This is a genomic window from Pseudomonas laurylsulfatiphila, from assembly GCF_002934665.1.
Classification (GTDB): domain Bacteria; phylum Pseudomonadota; class Gammaproteobacteria; order Pseudomonadales; family Pseudomonadaceae; genus Aquipseudomonas; species Aquipseudomonas laurylsulfatiphila.
Window position 1 is genome coordinate 384,860 of the sequence record NZ_NIRS01000005.1, and the last position, 15,342, is coordinate 400,201.

The window sequence follows — 15,342 nt, forward strand, 5'->3', positions numbered from 1 at the left end:
TCCCTGGCAAACGATTAGTGCAGCGACGGTTTGGCGGCGGCCGGCACGTCTTTCTTGGTCTCGGAGAACAGCAGCAGCGGCGCGACGCGCAGGTACTCCATGACTTCCATATAGTCGTTTTCGCCGTCGTCGGACTCTTCCAGGGCATCTTGCACCTGGGAAATGGCCGCCAGATCCTGCAGCACTTCGGTGGCCTCGGTGCTCAGGGCGCTGCTGTCACGGCAGTTCAGGCCGAAACCGCTGAGGAAACCCTGACACCATTGGCCCAGTGCGGCGGCACGTTCGGTGAGCGGAGCTTCGTCGGACGGCAGCAGCAGAACGACGGTCACGTCATCGCCGGTGAGCTCGCCTTTTACCATCTCTTGCAGGCCGATCAGGGCGTTGCGAACGTTGTCCTGCGGCTCGCTTTCGAGCAGTTCGGCGGCGTCGATCAGCCAGCCTTCGGCGTCGAAACCGGCGCCGGCGCAGCTGCGGCCGAGCAACAAGCCGTGCAGTTCGGCAGGCGAGACGTTGTGGCCGCTGGAAGTCAGCAGGGTGGCGAAGGCTTGGTACGGGGAATTCTGAATGGTCATGGGCAGCTAGGCGCCAGACGGCGCTATGTCTAGAATGAAGGCCTTGTATCCTACATCGACTACCCCCGTAGGAGCGAGCTTGCTCGCGATGGTCGTCAACGATAACGCTGGGAACCTGACAACCCGCGGCGTTCTCAGGTTCCTCGCGAGCAAGCTCGCTCCTACAGTCCAACACCCATCAGACAGTGAAGACAATGGAAGACACCGACCTGCAAGCGCTGATGGCCAGACTCGAATTGCTGATTACCCGAGTCGAGCAACTTAAGAGTCAAAATGGACTCTTACTAGCTCAGGAAAAGACCTGGCGCGAGGAACGCGCGCATCTCATTGAAAAAAACGAAATCGCCCGGCGTAAGGTCGAGTCGATGATTTCGCGCCTCAAGGCCCTGGAGCAAGACTCATGAGTTCAAGCAATAGCGTCACCGTGCAGATTCTCGACAAAGAGTATTCGATCATCTGCCCTCAGGAAGAGCGCAGCAACCTGGTCAGCGCCGCCCGTTATCTGGACGGCAAGATGCGCGAGATCCGCAGCAGCGGCAAAGTCATCGGCGCCGACCGTATCGCCGTGATGGCTGCACTGAACATCACCCACGACCTGCTGCACAAGGAAGATCGCCCGGATGTTCAGGTCAGCGGCTCGACCCGTGAGCAGGTTCGCGACCTGCTCGATCGCGTCGATCTGGTGCTCGCGACCGATCCGGACGTCACCAAAGGCTGATTCGCGTCGCCGCTTGCGGTATACTGCCCTCACTCCCTGGGGTGTTTGCCAGTTGGCGATGTCCCTGAGCCGATTTGCTATACCCTGGAGGTTGCACGTTGGGCTGGTGTGCATGTCCGCTAGACGGAAAGCCTTAAAGCCTACTGCATCTTCCACCTTGAACTTTCGGGTTCAAGGGCTAAGTCGACAGCGACACATTCGGGGAGCCTGATTCCAGTCCAATGCCGGTTTAAATACCGGCATTGGCGTTTTTATAGATCCGCTTTTTACAGTTACGCTTCATGTACCTGACCAGCGAAGTCCGAATCCATGACCGAACCTGCGCTGCTTCCCCGCCCGCAACTTCGACGCATGCTGCGCAAGGCCCGTCGCGCACTGACACCCAGTCAGCAGCGCCAGGCCGCTCGCGGGCTGTACAAGCAATTAGCCCAGCAACCGCTGTTCCGCCGCGCCCGACATATCTCCCTCTATCTGCCGACCGACGGTGAAATTGATCCGCGTCTGTTGCTGCGTGCCGCACAGCGCCGGGGCAAGGCCACCTATCTGCCGGTGCTGAGTGCCTGGCCGCGAACCAAAATGGTGTTCCAGCGCATCCGGCCAGGGGAAAAACTCAAACCCAACCGCTTCCGCATTCTCGAACCACGGGCCAACCTCGCCCGGCAGCGCAGGATCTGGGCGCTGGACTTGGTGTTGTTGCCACTGGTGGGGTTTGACGATGTTGGCGGACGCCTGGGGATGGGCGGCGGTTTCTATGATCGGAGCCTGGCTTACCTGGCGCGCCGCAATGACTGGCGCAAGCCGACGCTGTTGGGGCTGGCCCATGAATGTCAGAAAGTGGAACGATTGGCTCAGGCGAGCTGGGATGTGCCGCTGCAGGGAACGGTAACAGACAAGGCCTGGTATTACGCAGGCTAGGCGCCACTTCGATCAGCGACGCCGGGACAACAGGATCAGCGCTTGAAGGCTGTCGACTGTTGCTGCAACTGGGCGAACTCGACCGGTGCATCGGTCTTGCTGGCCCACAGGCTTTGGGCATAGCCGGTGGTCACGACGCCAAGGCCAAACAAAATGACCAAAATCCATAGTAAATCCGGTTTGCGTTTCATCGATTGCCCCCCAAAGGCAGATCTACACGATGACAGCAGCGGTTTCCGTTTGTAGGCCGTGCAGCAGCGTCAAGCTTTAAAGGCCGGCATTTTGCGACAACGTGAACCGCTGCGCAAATGCTGACGTCAACCGACTGTCGGTTTGTCATAAAATTGCCGACAAGCTGCTCAATCACCACGCAAGGAGCAAAAGACATGGCCTATTGGCTGATGAAATCCGAGCCCGACGAACTCTCGATCAAGGGGCTGGAAAAACTCGGCAAAGCGCGCTGGGACGGGGTTCGCAACTACCAGGCACGCAACTTCCTGCGGGCCATGGCCGTGGGGGATGAGTTCTTTTTCTATCATTCCAGCTGCCCGGAACCAGGCATCGCCGGCATCGGCAGGATTGTCGAAGCCGCGTATCCGGACCCGACGGCGCTGGAACCTGAAAGTCATTACTACGACCCAAAGGCAACGGCGGAGAAAAACGCCTGGAGCGCGATCGATGTCGCCCATGTCGAGACGTTTGCCCGGGTGCTGAAGCTGGATTACCTGAAGCAGCAGACGGCGCTGGCCGAATTGCCGCTGGTGCAGAAAGGTTCGCGGCTGTCGGTGATGCCGGTGACGCCAGAGCAGTGGGCGGCGGTGATATCGCTCAAGCCGTAAGGTTCTCGGCGCCCATCCAATTGCCATCGCGGGCAAGCCCGCTCCCACAGTGGCTTCTGGTGCTCACAAAATTTGTGTTCACCGCTAATCCTTGTGAGAGCGGGCTTGCCCGCGATAGGGCAGGCCCAGGCAACAGAGTTTTTACTGGATAATGAGGTTGTTGAACAAAAGATCCTCAACCACCGGTTTGCCGGTCTCGTCGCTCATCACTTGCTGGGTCTGTTTCAGAGCTTCCTGACGCAGCTTTTCCTTGGCCTCGACATTGTTCATTGTCTCGGTAGTCTGCTGGGCGAACAGCGCGACCAATTGATTGCGGATCAAGGGTTCATTGGCCTTCACCGCCTTGGCAGCCTCGTCACCGGTCACCCGCAACGCCACATCGGCCTTGTAGACTTTCAGTTTCGGCGTGCCGTCCAGCCCGTAGTTACCCACGAACGGTGGACTCAGGGTGATGTAACTGACCTTCGGAGCGGTATCTTCTTTGGCTTCTTCGGCCACCGCTGCCACAGGCAGGGACAGGGCCAGCAACAACATGATCCACGCTTTCACAATTCACTCCTTATCAGGTTTGCGGCCTAGCATAACGACCCGCCATGCAAGCACAAGCTTATGGCTGACTATCAGGGTCGGGCATGCTCGTTGACCCTTCGACCCACACACCTACACTTATCGGCCATCACTCCAAAAGGAATAGCCCTGATGAAAGCCGTGCTGTGCAAAGCCTTCGGCCCTGCCGAATCGCTGGTGCTGGAAGACGTCGCCAGTCCTGTCGCGAAGAAGAATGAAATCCTGCTGGACGTGCACGCCGCCGGGGTCAACTTCCCCGACACGCTGATCATCGAGGGCAAGTACCAGTTCAAGCCGCCCTTCCCGTTTTCCCCGGGTGGCGAAGCGGCCGGCATGGTCCGCGAAGTCGGCGAAAAGGTCAGCCACCTGAAAGTCGGTGACCGGGTCATGGCCTTGACTGGCTGGGGCAGCTTTGCCGAACAGGTCGCCGTGCCGGGCTACAACGTGTTGCCGATTCCGCCGTCCATGGACTTCAACACCGCCGCCGCCTTCAGCATGACCTACGGCACCTCGATGCACGCACTCAAGCAGCGCGGCAACCTGCAACCGGGCGAAACCCTGCTGGTGCTGGGTGCCTCCGGCGGTGTCGGCCTGGCGGCGGTGGAAATCGGCAAAGCCATGGGTGCCCGGGTAATTGCCGCAGCCAGCAGCGCGGAAAAACTCGCCGTGGCCAAGGCCGCCGGCGCCGATGAACTGATCAACTACAGCGAAACCAGCCTCAAGGACGAAATCAAGCGCCTGACCGACGGCCAGGGCGCCGACGTGATCTACGACCCGGTGGGCGGCGACCTGTTCGACCAGGCTATCCGCGCAATCGCTTGGAACGGTCGCCTGCTGGTGGTCGGCTTCGCCAGCGGGCGCATCCCCGAATTGCCGGTCAACCTGGCGCTGCTCAAAGGCGCGGCGGTGCTCGGCGTATTCTGGGGCTCCTTCGCCCAACGCCAACCGCAGGACAATGCCGCGAACTTCCAGCAGCTGTTTGGCTGGTTTGCCGAAGGCAAGCTGAAGCCGCTGGTATCGCAGGTGTATCCGCTGGGCAATGCGGCGCAGGCGATCAATGATCTTGGCCAGCGTAAAGCAGTCGGGAAAGTGGTGGTGCAGGTTCGCTGAACCCGGCAAAGGGCCCGGACCTCTGCTAACGGGTCCAGGCTCTTTTCCTACAGTAACTGGCGGATATCTTCCGGCAAAAACCTTACATAGCTGGAAACCGGATTGTTCGAGCATTGCCTGATAATGATCGGCACCTTTCTGTTCATATCGGCGATCAATGACAGACGCCGTTCGGTCGGCAGTGTTGCCGTGGAAAACGCGTTCGACAGATAGGCCCGGACGTAATGGAACGCGGCGGAATCGATCCACTCGTGCTCCGGGGTATTCGCCAGTGCCTCATTGAGATCGCGGCATCTCAATGCCTTGAGCCGCTGATTGAGATGCAGCGGTAGATACACATCGAACCCGAATATCATCGGCGCAATGACTTCCTGCTCCTCAGGCTTGTCACTCTCAACGGTCCATGGCTTGAACCGCCACTGCGCTATGGCGACCCGGGTCGCCTCGGCGAAATCAGGGTGATCGCTTTGCAAAATGCTCACCTTGCTGACCGAGCCATTGGCATGTGCCATGAACCTGACCCGGACATTACCGGTGATTCCAGCCCGGTGCAGCGCCGGTGGGTAAATCGGCTTGGGGTTGTTTTCCGGTATCAGGAACACCTCACCTGCGTTGCTTGCAACAGACCAGACAAACAGCAGCACCACGAACACAAACCACCGCATCCTCCTCTCCCCCGCACCTGAAACGCCACAGTTGGCTGTACGGCCAAGGTTAAAGCTCAAGGGTGCTGCACTGAAGGTCACGGCTTCCGGTAACAGAGCAGGACATTTCCCAAAGAATTGCCCTACCCGGGACGGATCAGCCGCGTAAAGCATGAGTAGGTAACGCTTCCTACAACACCCTTCACTTGCACCTGAGCAACAGGTTCATAAAGGAACGCGCGATATCCAACATTTCCGCTGTTTTGCCGATGAGAACCGATGCTCTGGTACATCACCCTGGCCAACGTCTTTGTCTATCTGCTGCGCTACAGCGTGCTGGACTGGGCACCGACCTACCTCAAGGAAGCCAAGAGCTACACCGTGGACCACTTCGGTTGGGACGGCGGTTTCGTGCTGCTGGTGGGCGCCTGCCTGCTGGCGATGGCTTTCCTCGCCCCGACGCTACGACACAAACAAGTCGCCAGTCAGGGCCGCGAAGCACTCGCTTGATCGGCCTTTGATTTACAGCGCTTGAGCCGCGCCTCCAGGTTCCGGTCTGGCATGGCGTGGCTACGCAGGGCGTGCGCGGTCTGCTCGACATAATCGCGAGTGGTGCCATAACGCCCGCAAGCGTTTTCGAACACATGGCTCAGCACGTGATCCGGCAGGTTGCCGGCATAGCTGGGCAGATGTCGCTCCAGCACAAAACCCAAGGCCTGAACCTGGCTGCCATCTTCGAGTCGGCAGTTGAGCCAGTGCGGGCGGTAGGAAGGAAATGGCATCTCGCGCTGCCAAAGTGCGTACAGCGACGCTTCGAGTTGCTCTTCGGGCAAGCGATAGGCGAAACCGCTGCAAGAGCCACCGCGATCCAGGCCGAACACCAGGCCGGGCATTTCCGGGGTGCCGCGATGTTCGTGGGACCACAGGTACAACCCGCGATGGTAGCCATGCACCCGGCCGCGAACCCGTTCAACCGCCGTGCATTCAGGCCGCCAGATCAGCGAGCCGTAGGCAAACAGCCACACCGGCCCACCCTTGTGACGGGCCATGGTCGACTGCATCGAGCTGAGCAATTGTTCGTGGGTGAGCTGCGGCCCCAGATCGAGCCGCGGAGGGTAAGCCAGATTCAAAAAAGCAGATTCGATGGCGCTCATGGCGAATAGCGTTCAGCTCCCCGCGGGTGAAGAATTACTTAATAGAACGCACAGCTGTAACAATAAGGCACATAAGTTTTAAGGCAATTTGAATGCCATGGCACAGTTCTTAACGGGTTGCCTGCGTGATATATAACCTACCGATATTTATTAAAGTTTATAAATACCGATAGGCTATATAGCGAGTTATATACCTGTAGGAGCGAGCTTGCTCCGGGCGGCGTTCCGACGATGGTCGTTAACGATTACGCGGGAGGTCAGGCTACCCGCAGCGTTCTTGAGTCCATCGCGAGCAAGCTCGCTCCTACAGGGGGGCAGCATCAGGATCTGGGGGCGTAGGCAAATACGTCAGCGCGCATCTGATGGGCGTCCATCCCCGCCTCTACCAGCGCATCCAGCGTGCCGTAGACCATGGCCGGCGAGCCACTGGCGTAAACGTGCAGCGGCTTGAGGTCCGGGAAATCTTCACAGACCGCTTCATGCAACATGCCGCAACGCCCTTCCCAACCGCATTGATCGCTGACGACCTTGTGCAGGAACAGGTTGGGCAATTTCAGCCATTCGTTCCAGTGCTCGATTTGATAAAAGTCTTCTGGACGACGCACGCCCCAATACAAATGCACCGGATGCTTGAAACCCGTGGCCCGGCAATGTTCGATCAGACCATGTATCTGACCCATGCCGGTGCCGGCGGCGATCAGTACGAGAGGGCCGTCCGGCAACTCCTCCAGGTGGGTATCGCCAAACGGCAACTCGACCCGCACCATGCTGTTGCGCTGGAGCTGCTCGATCAGGCTCAGCGCACTGGATTCGCGCGCCAGTACGTGGATTTCCAGGTCGCGCCCCGCATGCGGTGCCGAGGCGAGGGAGAAGGCGGACTTTTCGCCGTTCTCGCGTTCGATCATCAGGTACTGCCCGGCGTGGTAGCGCGGCGGTTTGCCGGCCGGAGCCCGCAGACGCACGCGCCAGGTATCGCCGCCCACGTCCTTGCACTCAATGACCTGACACGACACGCTGCGCACCGGCAGTTCTCCCAAGGCGAGCACGCCATCCCACAGCACGATGCAGTCTTCCAGCGGCTCCGCTATGCAAGTGTAGAACTCGCCATGATCACGCACATTGCCGGCCTGCTCGACCCGACCTTCCACCAGCAGCGCCGCGCACACGTGGCAATTGCCGTTGCGGCAACTTTGCGGGCATTCGTAGCCCAGTCGTCGCGCGCCATCGAGAATCCGCTCGCCGGGCAATATCTCAAGCACTGCTCCGGAGGGCTGCAAGGTTACACGCATCAATCTATTCCTAACTGATTCCAGATGGCATCGATCCGCTGGGTCACCGCATCGTCCTTGACGATGACGCGGCCCCACTCACGGGTGGTTTCGCCCGGCCATTTATGCGTGGCATCAAGGCCCATTTTCGACCCCAGGCCGGACACCGGCGAAGCGAAGTCCAGGTAGTCGATCGGCGTGTTGTCGATCATCACCGTGTCACGCTTGGGGTCCATGCGCGTGGTAATGGCCCAGATCACGTCGTTCCAGTCCCGGGCGTTGATATCGTCGTCAGTGACGATAACGAACTTGGTGTACATGAACTGTCGCAAAAACGACCAGACACCCAGCATTACCCGCTTGGCATGGCCCGGGTACGACTTTTTCATGGTCACGATGGCCATGCGGTACGAGCAACCTTCGGGTGGCAGGTAGAAATCGGTGATCTCCGGGAACTGCTTCTGCAGGATCGGCACGAACACTTCGTTCAGCGCGACGCCGAGGATCGCCGGCTCATCCGGCGGCCGGCCGGTGTAGGTGCTGTGGTAGATCGGCTTGATCCGGTGGGTGATGCGCTCGACGGTGAACACCGGGAAGCTGTCGACTTCGTTGTAGTAACCGGTGTGGTCGCCGTACGGGCCTTCATCGGCCATCTCGCCCGGATGGATCACGCCTTCAAGGATGATTTCGGCGGTGGCCGGCACTTGCAGGTCATTGCCGCGGCATTTCACCAGCTCGGTGCGGTTGCCGCGCAACAGGCCGGCGAAGGCGTATTCGGAAAGGCTGTCGGGTACCGGGGTCACGGCGCCGAGGATGGTCGCCGGGTCTGCGCCCAATGCAACGGCAACAGGAAAGGGTTGGCCCGGATGCTTTTCGCACCACTCGCGATAATCCAGCGCACCGCCACGGTGGCTCAGCCAGCGCATGATGACTTTATTGCGGCCAATCACCTGCTGACGGTAGATACCTAGGTTCTGTCGGTCCTTGTTCGGCCCCTTGGTGACGGTCAGGCCCCAGGTGATCAGCGGCGCGACGTCGCCTGGCCAGCAGGTCTGCACCGGCAACTTCGCGAGGTCAACATCGTCGCCTTCGATGACCACTTCCTGGCAGATCGCGTCTTTGACCACCTTGGGCGCCATCGAGATGATCTTGCGGAAGATCGGCAGCTTGGACCAGGCGTCCTTCAGGCCTTTCGGCGGCTCGGGCTCCTTGAGGAACGCCAGCAGCTTGCCGATCTCGCGCAGTTCGCTCACCGCTTCCGCGCCCATGCCGAGTGCTACGCGCTCAGGCGTACCGAACAAGTTGCCGAGCACCGGAATGTCAAAACCCGTGGGCTTTTCGAAAAGCAGGGCCGGGCCTTTGGCGCGCAAGGTGCGGTCGCAGACCTCGGTCATTTCCAGTACTGGGGACACCGGAACCTGAATGCGCTTGAGTTCGCCGCGCTGTTCCAGCCCGCTGATAAAGTCGCGCAAGTCGCGATACTGCATGCGTAAGCCTCGTGTTTGGCCGTGGCGTTCGGGGCAGGCAGTTTAGCGCCGAACCCTTCGGTTCAGAACCACGAACTGCCACCTGATCAAAAATCGGATAGCAAAAAGCCGGGTTTCCCCGGCTTTTTGTGCCTGCTCGACTTACTTGCGTTTCATCGACAGGAAGAACTCATCGTTGGTCTTGGTCGTTTTCAGCTTGTCGACCAGGAACTCGATGGCAGCCACTTCATCCATCGGATGCAGCAGCTTGCGCAGGATCCACATGCGCTGTAGCTCGTCGTCGGCGGTCAGCAACTCTTCGCGGCGGGTGCCGGAACGGTTGATGTTGATGGCCGGGAACACGCGTTTTTCAGCGATGCGGCGATCCAGAGGCAGTTCCATGTTGCCGGTGCCTTTGAATTCCTCGTAGATCACTTCGTCCATCTTCGAGCCGGTCTCAACCAGCGCGGTGGCGATGATGGTCAGCGAGCCGCCTTCTTCGATGTTCCGCGCGGCGCCGAAGAAACGTTTCGGTTTCTCCAGGGCGTGGGCATCGACACCACCGGTCAGTACCTTGCCGGAGCTCGGGATCACGGTGTTGTAGGCACGGGCCAGACGGGTGATGGAGTCGAGCAGGATCACTACGTCTTTCTTGTGCTCGACCAGGCGCTTGGCCTTCTCGATCACCATTTCGGCAACCTGCACGTGGCGGGTTGGCGGCTCGTCGAACGTCGAGGCAACCACTTCGCCGCGCACGGTGCGCTGCATTTCGGTTACTTCTTCCGGACGCTCGTCGATCAGCAGCACGATCAGGTGAACTTCAGGGTTGTTACGCGCGATGTTCGCGGCAATGTTCTGCAGCATGATCGTCTTGCCCGCTTTCGGCGGAGCAACGATCAGACCGCGCTGGCCTTTGCCGATCGGGGCGCACAGGTCGATGACACGACCGGTCAAGTCTTCGGTGGAACCGTTACCGGCTTCCATCTTCATGCGCACGGTCGGGAACAGCGGGGTCAGGTTCTCGAAGAGAATCTTGTTTTTCGCGTTTTCCGGACGGTCGAAGTTGATCGTGTCGACCTTGAGCAGCGCGAAATAACGCTCGCCTTCCTTTGGAGGGCGGATCTTGCCAACGATGGTGTCACCGGTGCGCAAGTTGAAACGACGGATCTGGCTCGGCGAGACGTAGATATCGTCTGGACCGGCGAGATAGGAGGCGTCAGCGGAGCGCAGGAAGCCGAAGCCGTCCTGGAGAATCTCCAGCACGCCATCACCGGAGATTTCCTCACCGCTTTTCGCGTGCTTCTTGAGCAGGGAGAAAATCACGTCCTGCTTGCGCGAACGGGCCATATTTTCTATGCCCATCTGTTCGGCCAATTCGAGCAGTTCGGTAATCGGCTTTTGCTTGAGTTCAGTCAGATTCATATAGGAATGACGTAATCATTTATGGAGGGGGGAAATTAAGCTTTTGGCTTAATGAGGCCGCGCCGCAGAGAAGGCGACAGGATCGCGTACTTATTCGAAAAGGAGTGCGTCGGCGACGGCTAGCAGGGGGCAATGGAGAAACCAGTGCGGGGCCGAATGTACCACCTGAGTTTAGGAGCGTCTAGCCCTGAATACGCAAAAAGCCCCGCTATTTGCGGGGCTTTTTCAGGACACTTTGCAACGACGCTTAGATGTTGGCGTCGAGGAAGGCAGCCAGTTGCGACTTCGACAGTGCGCCGACCTTGGTCGCTTCAACGTTGCCGTTCTTGAACAGCATCAGGGTCGGGATACCACGCACGCCATGCTTGGCCGGGGTTTCCTGGTTTTCGTCGATGTTCAGCTTGGCGACGGTCAGCTTGCCTTTGTAGGTCTCGGCAATTTCGTCCAGAACAGGAGCGATCATTTTGCAAGGGCCGCACCACTCAGCCCAGTAATCGACCAGTACAGCGCCTTCAGCCTTGAGTACGTCGGCCTCGAAGCTAGCGTCGCTAACGTGTTTGATAAGATCGCTGCTCATGGAATTCTCCAGGGTTGTAAGCAAAAAAACGTGGCCCATCATAGCTGCCCTTCCCTCGTTCAGGAAGGTGCAGTTGATTGAGTCTCGCTATGGTGTTCCATGAGTTTGGGTATAGCCCGGGTCACGCCGTGGCGGGAGCGACGAAGGCGATTCCGGTGCGCAACGCCGCGTTACGCACGTGTTCGTGCATGGCTTTTTGCGCGGCGCCTGAGGCACGGCGAGCCAGCGCGCGAAGGATCTTGCGGTGCTCCTGCCAGGTTTCCATGGCCCGCTCGGCCCGGATGAACGGTAGTTTCTGGCTTTCCAGGAAGATATCGGCGCTGGCGGTGAGGATACTCAACATTGCCTGATTGCCGCTGGCGAGCAGGATGCGCCGGTGGAATTCGAAGTCCAGGCGCGCCGCCGCTTCGAAGTCAGCGGCTTTGAGCTCGTTGCGCATGGCGGCGACATTGTCTTCCAGCGCATCGAGTTCCTCGGTGCTCAAGGTCACGGCCGCCAGCCCCGCGGCAAACCCCTCCAGTGCGTAGCGCAACTGGAAGATATCCAGTGGCGAAGCCTGCGCCGCAAACGGCCAGCCCGCTGCGGCCTCGCCTCGCGGCAACTCCACCGGCGCCTGCACGAACACACCTTTGCCCGGCTGGATGCTGATGACGCCCAGCGCACTCAGGGACGACAGCGCCTCGCGCAAAGAAGCCCGGCTTACGCCCAACTGTACCGCCAAGTCCCGTTGCGAGGGCAGGGCATCCCCCGGCCCGAAGCCCTGTTCGGTAATCAGTTTGCGGATGGCTTGCAGCGCCACTTCGGGTACGGCGCGGGAGATCGAGTTCATGGTTTTCCAGACGAACCAGGCCAATGTGCGCTCAGTTGTAAAGCTATTCGCGACGCCCGGCAAGTCGTGCCCCATGGGGGTTCGGTGATTTTACCGGCTGCGCCATCGGGGTGCGAAACACAACCTGACTGTTCAGACCAGTAAGACCGTTCGACGCCAGCAAAACCGCGCTCTGGCACCCCCAAAACCCCATGTTGGCATGGCCCATGCTCTGTCGATCGGCAGAAATCACTTCTTGCCGATTCGGAGATTTGCCATGACCCAGCGTTACAGCGCCCTCCTCGCCGCCCTGTTTGCCAGCCTGATGCTGAGCCAGGCACCCGCCCACGCCGACGGTCTGGAGGATGTGGTCAAGCGCGGCGTCCTCAAGGTGGCCGTGCCCCAGGACTTCCCGCCCTTCGGCTCGGTCGGTCCGGACATGAAACCCCGTGGCCTCGATATCGACACCGCGAAACTGCTGGCCGACCAGCTCAAGGTCAAACTCGAACTGACTCCGGTCAACAGCACCAACCGCATCCCGTTCCTGACCACCGGCAAGGTCGACCTGGTGATCTCCAGCCTCGGCAAGAACCCGGAGCGTGAGAAGGTCATCGACTTTTCCCGCGCCTATGCGCCGTTCTACCTCGCCGTGTTCGGTCCGCCAGACGCCGACATCAAGACCCTGGACGACCTCAAGGGCAAGACCATCAGCGTCACCCGCGGCGCCATCGAAGACATCGAGCTGACCAAGGTCGCCCCCGAAGGCGTGACCATCAAGCGCTTCGAAGACAACAACTCGACCATTGCCGCGTACCTGGCGGGCCAGGTCGACCTGATCGCCAGCGGCAACGTGGTGATGGTCGCGATCAGCGAGAAAAGCCCGAAACGCGTGCCTGCGCTGAAAGTGAAGCTCAAGGATTCACCGGTCTACGTCGGTGTGAACAAGAACGAGCCGGCGCTGCTGGACAAGGTCAACCAGATCCTCGTTACCGCCAAGAGCGACGGTGCCCTGGAGAAAAATGCCCTGACCTGGCTGAAAGAACCACTGCCGACTGACCTCTGATCTCGCGCGCAGGAGACACGTTATGGCTTATCAGTTCGACTTCTTGCCGGTGGTGAACAACACCGATCTGTTGCTGCGCGGTGCGTTGTTCACCCTTGAGCTGACCGCCATCGGTGCGGTGCTCGGCGTGGGGCTGGGCATCGTCGGGGCGCTGGTGCGGGCGTGGAACATCCGGCCTTTCGCGGGGATTTTCGCGGTCTACGTCGAGTTGATCCGCAACACGCCCTTCCTGGTGCAGCTGTTTTTCATCTTCTTCGGCTTGCCGTCCCTGGGCGTGCAGATTTCCGAATGGCAGGCGGCAGTGCTGGCGATGGTGATCAACCTTGGCGCCTATTCGACCGAGATCATCCGCGCCGGCATCCAGGCGATCCCCCGGGGTCAACTGGAAGCCGCGGCGGTGTTGGCGATGACGCGCTTCGAAGCGTTCCGCCATGTGGTGCTACTGCCGGCACTGGGCAAAGTCTGGCCGGCCCTGAGCAGCCAGATCATCATCGTCATGCTCGGCTCGGCGGTGTGTTCGCAGATCGCCACTGAAGAGTTGAGCTTCGCTGCCAACTTCATTCAGTCGCGCAACTTCCGCGCCTTTGAAACCTACGCCCTGACTACCTTGCTGTACCTGTGCATGGCACTGCTGATCCGCCAGTTGCTGAACTGGATAGGCCACCGCTTCATCGCAAGGAGCAGCCGATGAGTGATTTCACCTTCTGGGACATCGTGCGCAACCTGCTCACCGGCCTGCAATGGACGCTGGCGCTGTCGCTGGTGGCGTTCATTGGCGGCGGGCTGATCGGCTTGCTGATCATGGTCATGCGCATCTCGGACAAACCCCTGCCCCGCAGCTTTGCCCGCACCTACATCGAACTGTTCCAGGGCACGCCGCTGCTGATGCAACTGTTCCTGGTGTTTTTCGGCGTGGCCCTGGCCGGGCTGGAGATTTCGCCATGGATGGCGGCGGCGATTGCCCTGACGCTGTTCACCAGCGCCTATCTGGCGGAGATCTGGCGCGGCTGCGTCGAATCGATCCCCAACGGCCAGTGGGAAGCCTCGGCGAGCCTGGCGCTGAACCCGCTGGAACAATTGCGCCATGTGATCCTGCCCCAGGCACTGCGCATCGCCGTGGCGCCGACCGTGGGCTTCTCGGTGCAAGTGGTCAAAGGCACCGCCGTCACCTCGATCATCGGCTTCACCGAGCTGACCAAGACCGGCGGCATGCTCGCCAACGCGACTTTCGAACCCTTCATGGTCTATGGCCTCGTCGCCCTTGGCTATTTCCTGCTCTGCTACCCCCTGTCGCTCAGTGCGCGCTACCTGGAAAGGAGACTGCATGCCTCTGCTTAGAATTTCCGCCCTGCATAAATACTACGGCGACCATCATGTGCTCAAAGGCATCGACCTGAGCATCGAGGAAGGCCAGGTGGTGGCGATCATCGGCCGCAGTGGCTCGGGCAAATCCACCTTACTGCGCACCCTCAACGGCCTGGAGTCGATCAACGACGGCGTGATCGAAGTCGACGGCGAATACCTCGACGCCGCCCGCGCCGACCTGCGCAGCCTGCGACAGAAAGTCGGCATGGTGTTCCAGCAGTTCAACCTGTTCCCGCACCTGACCGTGGGTGAGAACGTCATGCTGGCGCCGCAAGTGGTGCAGAAGGTGCCAAAGGCCAGGGCCGCCGAACTGGCGCGACAGATGCTGGAACGAGTCGGGCTGGGGGAAAAGTTCGATGCCTTTCCGGATCGACTGTCCGGCGGCCAGCAACAGCGAGTGGCGATTGCCCGTGCCCTGGCGATGTCGCCGAAAGTGCTGCTGTGCGATGAAATCACCTCGGCCCTGGACCCGGAGTTGGTCAACGAAGTGCTGAGCGTGGTCCGGCAACTGGCCCGGGAAGGCATGACACTGATCATGGTCACCCACGAAATGCGCTTCGCCCGGGAAGTTGGGGACAAGTTGGTGTTCATGCACCAGGGCAAGGTGCATGAGGTGGGGGATCCGAAAGTAGTGTTCGCCAATCCGCAGACGGCGGAGCTGGCGAATTTCATCGGGACAGTTGAGGCGGCGGGCTGAAAATCATCGGTGCCAATGACGCCGCCTTCGCGGGCAAGCCCGCTCCCACAGGGTCTTCTGTTGAAATACGATTGCGTATTCGCTGCAAAAACCTGTGGGAGCGGGCTTGCCCGCGAAGAGGCCAGTGGCCGCACCACTAGAGCCCCGCGGTAAAAGA

At 60.0% G+C, this 15,342-nt stretch carries 19 protein-coding genes, 1 other RNA gene and 1 pseudogene; 11 read left to right on the plus strand and 10 right to left on the minus strand.

The window, feature by feature from the left end; translation table 11 throughout:
- Positions 1-14: 14 nt before the first annotated feature.
- A complete protein-coding gene (locus CD175_RS20280) occupies positions 15-572 on the minus strand; it encodes a YecA/YgfB family protein (protein WP_104450224.1) in 558 nt (185 codons plus the stop codon).
- A 194-nt stretch (positions 573-766) separates the two neighbouring features.
- Between CD175_RS20280 and CD175_RS20290 the strand changes: the two genes are divergently transcribed.
- From CD175_RS20290 to CD175_RS20305, 4 genes are all read left to right on the plus strand, one after another.
- Positions 767-976, plus strand: a complete 210-nt coding sequence (locus tag CD175_RS20290) for a TIGR02449 family protein (protein ID WP_007982902.1) — start codon at positions 767-769, stop codon at positions 974-976.
- Positions 973-1,290, plus strand: a complete 318-nt coding sequence (locus CD175_RS20295) for a cell division protein ZapA (RefSeq protein ID WP_007978902.1) — start codon at positions 973-975, stop codon at positions 1,288-1,290. Before CD175_RS20290 ends, CD175_RS20295 begins: the two co-directional genes overlap by 4 nt.
- Before the next feature lie 30 nt (positions 1,291-1,320).
- Positions 1,321-1,499: non-coding RNA, 6S RNA (ssrS, locus tag CD175_RS20300), on the plus strand.
- Positions 1,500-1,599: 100 nt separating this feature from the next.
- Positions 1,600-2,205 carry a 5-formyltetrahydrofolate cyclo-ligase gene (locus tag CD175_RS20305; protein WP_007978899.1) on the plus strand — a complete coding sequence of 202 codons (606 nt, stop codon included), beginning with the start codon at positions 1,600-1,602 and terminating at the stop codon, positions 2,203-2,205.
- A 35-nt stretch (positions 2,206-2,240) separates the two neighbouring features.
- Here CD175_RS20305 and CD175_RS31370 read toward each other — a convergent pair whose 3' ends face one another.
- Positions 2,241-2,396 (minus strand): hypothetical protein, encoded by a 156-nt coding sequence (locus CD175_RS31370; protein ID WP_167399545.1) that lies wholly within the window; start codon positions 2,394-2,396, stop codon positions 2,241-2,243.
- A 195-nt stretch (positions 2,397-2,591) separates the two neighbouring features.
- Between CD175_RS31370 and CD175_RS20310 the strand changes: the two genes are divergently transcribed.
- Positions 2,592-3,044 carry an EVE domain-containing protein gene (locus tag CD175_RS20310; RefSeq protein ID WP_104450226.1) on the plus strand — a complete coding sequence of 151 codons (453 nt, stop codon included), beginning with the start codon at positions 2,592-2,594 and terminating at the stop codon, positions 3,042-3,044.
- A gap of 141 nt (positions 3,045-3,185) precedes the next feature.
- On the opposite strand, the gene CD175_RS20315 is transcribed toward CD175_RS20310, so the two are convergent.
- Complete coding sequence (locus CD175_RS20315; protein WP_095964287.1) at positions 3,186-3,593, minus strand: flagellar basal body-associated protein FliL; 408 nt, start codon at positions 3,591-3,593, stop codon at positions 3,186-3,188.
- Positions 3,594-3,743: 150 nt separating this feature from the next.
- Here CD175_RS20315 and CD175_RS20320 point away from each other — a divergent pair, with 150 nt between their 5' ends.
- Positions 3,744-4,721 (plus strand): NADPH:quinone oxidoreductase family protein, encoded by a 978-nt coding sequence (locus tag CD175_RS20320; protein ID WP_104450227.1) that lies wholly within the window; start codon positions 3,744-3,746, stop codon positions 4,719-4,721.
- Between the two features lie 47 nt (positions 4,722-4,768).
- Here CD175_RS20320 and CD175_RS20325 read toward each other — a convergent pair whose 3' ends face one another.
- Positions 4,769-5,386 (minus strand): energy transducer TonB, encoded by a 618-nt coding sequence (locus tag CD175_RS20325; protein WP_104450228.1) that lies wholly within the window; start codon positions 5,384-5,386, stop codon positions 4,769-4,771.
- A 258-nt stretch (positions 5,387-5,644) separates the two neighbouring features.
- Here CD175_RS20325 and CD175_RS20330 point away from each other — a divergent pair.
- A pseudogene (locus CD175_RS20330) lies at positions 5,645-5,875 on the plus strand (hypothetical protein); the annotation flags it as partial.
- Here the strand turns inward: CD175_RS20330 and CD175_RS20335 are convergent.
- From CD175_RS20335 to CD175_RS20360, 6 genes are all read right to left on the minus strand, one after another.
- Positions 5,851-6,519, minus strand: a complete 669-nt coding sequence (locus CD175_RS20335; RefSeq protein ID WP_007978886.1) for a gamma-glutamylcyclotransferase — start codon at positions 6,517-6,519, stop codon at positions 5,851-5,853. The pseudogene CD175_RS20330 and the gene CD175_RS20335 sit on opposite strands and share 25 nt — an antisense overlap.
- 320 nt (positions 6,520-6,839) lie before the next feature.
- Positions 6,840-7,808, minus strand: a complete 969-nt coding sequence (locus CD175_RS20340) for a CDP-6-deoxy-delta-3,4-glucoseen reductase (RefSeq protein WP_104450229.1) — start codon at positions 7,806-7,808, stop codon at positions 6,840-6,842.
- A complete protein-coding gene (gene ubiD / locus CD175_RS20345) occupies positions 7,808-9,274 on the minus strand; it encodes a 4-hydroxy-3-polyprenylbenzoate decarboxylase (RefSeq protein ID WP_104450230.1) in 1,467 nt (488 codons plus the stop codon). Before ubiD ends, CD175_RS20340 begins: the two co-directional genes overlap by 1 nt.
- Positions 9,275-9,415: 141 nt before the next feature.
- Positions 9,416-10,675, minus strand: coding sequence for a transcription termination factor Rho (rho, locus tag CD175_RS20350; protein WP_003206716.1), 1,260 nt, complete (start codon positions 10,673-10,675; stop codon positions 9,416-9,418).
- Positions 10,676-10,922: 247 nt separating this feature from the next.
- On the minus strand, positions 10,923-11,252 hold the full coding sequence (trxA, locus tag CD175_RS20355) for a thioredoxin TrxA (protein WP_003206727.1): 330 nt from the start codon (positions 11,250-11,252) through the stop codon (positions 10,923-10,925).
- 121 nt (positions 11,253-11,373) lie between these two features.
- Positions 11,374-12,081: a FadR/GntR family transcriptional regulator gene (locus tag CD175_RS20360; protein WP_007978878.1), complete on the minus strand. Its 708-nt coding sequence runs from the start codon at positions 12,079-12,081 to the stop codon at positions 11,374-11,376.
- A 256-nt stretch (positions 12,082-12,337) separates the two neighbouring features.
- On the opposite strand from CD175_RS20360, the gene CD175_RS20370 reads away from it, so the two are divergent.
- The 4 genes from CD175_RS20370 to CD175_RS20385 are packed head-to-tail and all read left to right on the plus strand — an operon-like array spanning position 12,338 to position 15,185.
- A complete protein-coding gene (locus CD175_RS20370; protein ID WP_104450232.1) occupies positions 12,338-13,123 on the plus strand; it encodes a transporter substrate-binding domain-containing protein in 786 nt (261 codons plus the stop codon).
- Between the two features lie 22 nt (positions 13,124-13,145).
- Complete coding sequence (locus tag CD175_RS20375; protein WP_104450233.1) at positions 13,146-13,814, plus strand: amino acid ABC transporter permease; 669 nt, start codon at positions 13,146-13,148, stop codon at positions 13,812-13,814.
- Positions 13,811-14,461, plus strand: coding sequence for an amino acid ABC transporter permease (locus CD175_RS20380; RefSeq protein WP_104450234.1), 651 nt, complete (start codon positions 13,811-13,813; stop codon positions 14,459-14,461). The genes CD175_RS20375 and CD175_RS20380 overlap by 4 nt, the downstream gene beginning before the upstream one ends.
- Complete coding sequence (locus tag CD175_RS20385; RefSeq protein WP_104450235.1) at positions 14,448-15,185, plus strand: amino acid ABC transporter ATP-binding protein; 738 nt, start codon at positions 14,448-14,450, stop codon at positions 15,183-15,185. Before CD175_RS20380 ends, CD175_RS20385 begins: the two co-directional genes overlap by 14 nt.
- Positions 15,186-15,342 lie beyond the last annotated feature (157 nt).

What these genes read in the sequence shown, in the direction of transcription:
- ubiD (WP_104450230.1), bottom strand. Translation starts at nt 9,274, where the DNA reads ATGCAGTATCGCGACTTGCGCGACTTTATCAGCGGGCTGGAACAGCGC.
- CD175_RS20280 (WP_104450224.1), bottom strand. Translation starts at nt 572, where the DNA reads ATGACCATTCAGAATTCCCCGTACCAAGCCTTCGCCACCCTGCTGACT.
- CD175_RS20335 (WP_007978886.1), bottom strand. Translation starts at nt 6,519, where the DNA reads ATGAGCGCCATCGAATCTGCTTTTTTGAATCTGGCTTACCCTCCGCGG.
- CD175_RS20310 (WP_104450226.1), top strand. Translation starts at nt 2,592, where the DNA reads ATGGCCTATTGGCTGATGAAATCCGAGCCCGACGAACTCTCGATCAAG.
- CD175_RS20360 (WP_007978878.1), bottom strand. Translation starts at nt 12,081, where the DNA reads ATGAACTCGATCTCCCGCGCCGTACCCGAAGTGGCGCTGCAAGCCATC.
- trxA (WP_003206727.1), bottom strand. Translation starts at nt 11,252, where the DNA reads ATGAGCAGCGATCTTATCAAACACGTTAGCGACGCTAGCTTCGAGGCC.
- CD175_RS20290 (WP_007982902.1), top strand. Translation starts at nt 767, where the DNA reads ATGGAAGACACCGACCTGCAAGCGCTGATGGCCAGACTCGAATTGCTG.
- CD175_RS20340 (WP_104450229.1), bottom strand. Translation starts at nt 7,808, where the DNA reads ATGCGTGTAACCTTGCAGCCCTCCGGAGCAGTGCTTGAGATATTGCCC.
- CD175_RS20385 (WP_104450235.1), top strand. Translation starts at nt 14,448, where the DNA reads ATGCCTCTGCTTAGAATTTCCGCCCTGCATAAATACTACGGCGACCAT.
- CD175_RS20380 (WP_104450234.1), top strand. Translation starts at nt 13,811, where the DNA reads ATGAGTGATTTCACCTTCTGGGACATCGTGCGCAACCTGCTCACCGGC.
- CD175_RS20370 (WP_104450232.1), top strand. Translation starts at nt 12,338, where the DNA reads ATGACCCAGCGTTACAGCGCCCTCCTCGCCGCCCTGTTTGCCAGCCTG.
- CD175_RS20305 (WP_007978899.1), top strand. Translation starts at nt 1,600, where the DNA reads ATGACCGAACCTGCGCTGCTTCCCCGCCCGCAACTTCGACGCATGCTG.
- rho (WP_003206716.1), bottom strand. Translation starts at nt 10,675, where the DNA reads ATGAATCTGACTGAACTCAAGCAAAAGCCGATTACCGAACTGCTCGAA.
- CD175_RS20325 (WP_104450228.1), bottom strand. Translation starts at nt 5,386, where the DNA reads ATGCGGTGGTTTGTGTTCGTGGTGCTGCTGTTTGTCTGGTCTGTTGCA.
- CD175_RS20295 (WP_007978902.1), top strand. Translation starts at nt 973, where the DNA reads ATGAGTTCAAGCAATAGCGTCACCGTGCAGATTCTCGACAAAGAGTAT.
- CD175_RS31370 (WP_167399545.1), bottom strand. Translation starts at nt 2,396, where the DNA reads ATGAAACGCAAACCGGATTTACTATGGATTTTGGTCATTTTGTTTGGC.
- CD175_RS20320 (WP_104450227.1), top strand. Translation starts at nt 3,744, where the DNA reads ATGAAAGCCGTGCTGTGCAAAGCCTTCGGCCCTGCCGAATCGCTGGTG.
- CD175_RS20375 (WP_104450233.1), top strand. Translation starts at nt 13,146, where the DNA reads ATGGCTTATCAGTTCGACTTCTTGCCGGTGGTGAACAACACCGATCTG.